Raw genomic sequence first — 3,594 nt, forward strand, 5'->3', positions numbered from 1 at the left:
TTTCGGCATTGCCATCCTTGCGCTGGTCGCCGTCCGGCTGGTCCTGCGCCTCAAGAATGGCGCGCCACCGCCGCCGCCAGAAACAAGTGGTGCCATCGAACTCGCGGGCAGGGTTTCGCACTGGCTGTTCTACGCGCTGCTTGTGGTAGTGCCAGTCACGGGACTGCTTGGCTACTATTATGGCGACCCGTATGGCGAGTGGCACACTTATGCCAAGCCGGTGTTCATCGGCCTGATCGCGCTGCATGTCGCCGCTTCGCTGTATCACCAGTTCTGGCGCAAGGACGGTCTGCTGATGCGCATGCTGAAGCCCGAGTAAGGCGTCAGGCACTGGATGGCAGGTGTCCCCGCCATCTGGAACTGCAAAGTCCGGCTTGCCAAGTCGGTCGGGCACACGTTGGTTGGGCGGCGCTGGCGGATCCTTCAGGCTGCTGGCCCTGTCTGTGACAGCACTGAAAGCGGATCACGCCTTACGGCGTTGTTGCACAACTCTGATGTTGGAGGATTCACCTCGTGAAACCATGCGGTTAGACGTGCCGCATGAGCAAGCCATCACCCGCCCGCTACCGCACCACGAACTGGTCCAGCCACACTGCTTCGCTTCGCAAGCGCGGGTCGCTGTTGATCTGGCTGGATAAGGACATGACCTGGCTTGCGCCGCCTGACGGCGGCCCCGGTCGCCCTGCGGTCTTCTCGGATGCGGCAATCCAGTTCTGTCTTACCATGAAGGTTCTGTTCAAACTGCCGCTCCGGCAAACGACCGGGATGGTGGCCAGCCGGCTAAAGATGGCGGACCTGGACTGGGCCGCGCCAGACGACACCACCTTGTGCCGACGGCAGAAGACATTGGCCGTCCAGATCCCGTATCGCCGCGCCGATGGGCCCTTGAACCTGCTTGTGGACAGCGCGGGCATCAAGTTCCTGGGCGACGGCGAATGGCAGGCCCGCAAGCATGGCGTTCAGGACCGACGCCAATGGCGCAAGGTCCATCTGGCCATGGACACCGTCACGTCTGACATCCGCGCCGTGGAGTTTACCCCCAGCAGCGATGGTGACAGCCCGGTCTTGCCGGAGTTGCGCGACCAGATCCCAGAGGGCGAAGAGATCGGCACCGTGACCGCTGATGGGGCATATGACACCCGCCGCTGCCACATCGCCATCCTCGCCGCCAGGCCACGCCGATCATCCCTATCCGCACGAACGGCCGGCCCTGGAAAGAGAACTGTCCGGCCGCAATCGCCAGAGACGAGACCCTGCGCGCCACCCGGCACAACGGCCGGGCATTCTGGAAGCGCTGGACCGGATACCATGCCCGTAGCCGGATCGAGGCGAAAATGCGCTGCCTTAAAGCCTTCGGCGACCGCATCAGCGCGCGAGACCCGGATCGCCATACCGCCGAAATCCAGATCCGCGTCGCCCTGATGAACCGCTTCTCGGCCCTTGGAACGGCCGAGATCGTTCGTGTGGCCTGATGCTGACGGGGAAAGGCGCTGTCATTCCTCAGGCGTGAGTTACGCAACAACGCCCCGGTAATTCGGCCACAAAGGCGGCAAGTTCCCCGACGACAGCTAGCAGCGGTGCAGCCAGGATAACAGCGCCACCTGCGATCGCACCAATCATCAAAGGCATCTCGATCATGATGTCGCCATCAGGCTCGATCACCCGGATGCGTTTCACCTGGCCCTCGGCCGCAAGCCGCTTGACGCAAGCGACCAATTCGTCGCCGCGCGCATGAATCTGTTCGGTCCATGTCGGTTTGTGTGTATGTTCGTCGGTTGGGACAGGTTTTGGTACAGATGCTTTGTTGTCTTTTTCTGCCAAGATAATCCTTCCGGCGAGTTTGTGTGACGACTAGGATGACAGCATCTGCCGTGAAGAGATTGATGCGGATTAATCCTGCATGGGTCGGTGGATACGCCGCTGCTAGGCCTTGTCTTGCGGCTCGTGCTTGGCTGCCGTCAGACCCACCAGCAAGCCCAGGACCGCGACGACTATCAGCGCCTTGCCGCGCGTCATGTCTGCGGCGATGGCCTTGGCCGCCAACATCGTCTGACGTAGCTGGGCCAGCTCTGCCTGTTGTCGGCGACGCGCCTCCTTAGCCTGCTGTACCGCGACAAAGACCAGCAATATCGCGACCAGAAACGCAGCCGCCGCGATAATCAGACAGGCCGCTAACACACCCCAACGTGCCGCGAGCGCCACCCCGATCGCAACGACAGTCGCGACGACCGAAACACCCGCGAACACCAACGCCAGACCGCCAAGCAGTGCACTCGCCATCTGACGACGAGCCGCCCGCCTTATCCTAGCCTTGAAAACTGCCCCGACATTTGTCAGCAGGTCTATCATGTTGGCATCCGACCTAGCGCCGGAACAGCAGCGACACCAGCAGACCAAGCCCAAAGGCCATCAGGATGCTTTGCAGGGGATGGTCTTGCACCCGGTGGTCCAGCGCATTTTCCGCCTGTCCCACGCCCTGTTCCATCCTTTCACGTGCCTTGCGTGCCCGGGCGGAAGCTTCTTTCGCTGCGGCCTCCGCGGTAGATCCGAAGACATGGACCTTGTCGCTGATAAATGCGCTCATCATTTTGGTCATGGCGTCGACTTCATCGCGGATCGCTTGCAGTCGCGTCTCGATATCGTCGTGAGGAGTAGCGGGCTTTGGTCCACCGGGCTTCGCGGTTTTTTGAGGGGCGTCCGACATGATATGATCTCCTTGTTTTGGTGTTGCAGCGGCGCGAATGGGCGCGTTCAACTGTGCAAAAACTGGTTGGCAGCAGCCATGCGGGAGGGCTGATCTCGCAGCGATGAGCGTGTCATCCCTTTGTGAAGACGTGATCGGTCACGATCCGTCGCAAATCATGCGGGGTCTCGTGCAACAGGTTTTTCGGCATGTCCACGATGATGGCGTGTTGCAGATCCGGTGGCAGGCCGTCGCGCAACAGCCCGAGCATTTCCGGGCCCGCAAAGATTGCCAGATGGGTGAAGTCGTGCTTGACGAAATGCTGATGCAGCAGGATGACGGCTTCGTCGACGAATGCCCGCTTGGCGTCCTTTACCGGGTCGGACGCATATTCCATCGCCGAACGTGCCGACCCAACAGATGCAAAGCTGCGCCCCGGCTTGTCGGCCATGATCTCGCGAAGGTCCTTGTGTTCGGCGTGCAAGGCCAGTTCCGGCATTTCATCCGTGGCACCCTTGGCGATGCCCTTGATGATCCGCGCCTGCGTTGAACTCATCACCAAAGCCCAGACAACGTCTTTCATCCGACCAGTCCTTTTTATCAGCGCCATGATTGGCGCACAGGGATCAACTGAACTGGACAGTCGCAGGCAAACCGAAAGCCCGTATTGATTTCTGTCAATCTTGTGCAAAGTGCCTGAGCCGCTGGATTGGCCCGGTGCGCCGGTTACAACTGGTCGCGCGCAAGGAACGTCGTCCAGACCGCAATGAACATCGCGGCGACCACCGGCCTGGATATGAAGCCCTGCAGCCCGGACGTGGCCACTCCACCCAGCGTCGAGATCAGCACGACAAACTCCGGCATCTTAGTTGCCTGAGCCCCGAAACCAGCGGCACCAGCGCGCCCGAGAA

General features: G+C 61.0%; 5 protein-coding genes and 2 pseudogenes. 2 read left to right on the plus strand and 5 right to left on the minus strand.

Features of this window, described 5'->3' with window-relative positions:
* Positions 1-319, plus strand: a 319-nt coding sequence (locus tag RMO18_RS16910; RefSeq protein WP_309667481.1) for a cytochrome b/b6 domain-containing protein, incomplete at its 5' end; no start/stop codon positions are given.
* A 302-nt stretch (positions 320-621) separates the two neighbouring features.
* Positions 622-1,472, plus strand: a pseudogene (locus tag RMO18_RS16915) (IS5 family transposase).
* A gap of 28 nt (positions 1,473-1,500) precedes the next feature.
* On the opposite strand, the gene RMO18_RS16920 reads toward RMO18_RS16915, so the two are convergent.
* From RMO18_RS16920 to RMO18_RS16940, 5 genes and pseudogenes are all read right to left on the minus strand, one after another.
* Positions 1,501-1,821: a DUF4342 domain-containing protein gene (locus RMO18_RS16920; RefSeq protein WP_309667483.1), complete on the minus strand. Its 321-nt coding sequence runs from the start codon at positions 1,819-1,821 to the stop codon at positions 1,501-1,503.
* Positions 1,822-1,923: 102 nt separating this feature from the next.
* Positions 1,924-2,349, minus strand: a complete 426-nt coding sequence (locus RMO18_RS16925) for a phage holin family protein (protein ID WP_309667484.1) — start codon at positions 2,347-2,349, stop codon at positions 1,924-1,926.
* Positions 2,350-2,362: 13 nt separating this feature from the next.
* Complete coding sequence (locus RMO18_RS16930) at positions 2,363-2,704, minus strand: DUF883 C-terminal domain-containing protein (RefSeq protein ID WP_309667486.1); 342 nt, start codon at positions 2,702-2,704, stop codon at positions 2,363-2,365.
* Positions 2,705-2,816: 112 nt separating this feature from the next.
* Positions 2,817-3,266 (minus strand): host attachment protein, encoded by a 450-nt coding sequence (locus RMO18_RS16935; RefSeq protein ID WP_309667487.1) that lies wholly within the window; start codon positions 3,264-3,266, stop codon positions 2,817-2,819.
* A gap of 143 nt (positions 3,267-3,409) precedes the next feature.
* Positions 3,410-3,594, minus strand: a pseudogene (locus tag RMO18_RS16940) (hypothetical protein); the annotation flags it as partial.

Source organism: Tabrizicola sp. (assembly GCF_031377265.1).
In the GTDB taxonomy this organism is placed as follows: Bacteria; Pseudomonadota; Alphaproteobacteria; order Rhodobacterales; family Rhodobacteraceae; genus JAUYQR01.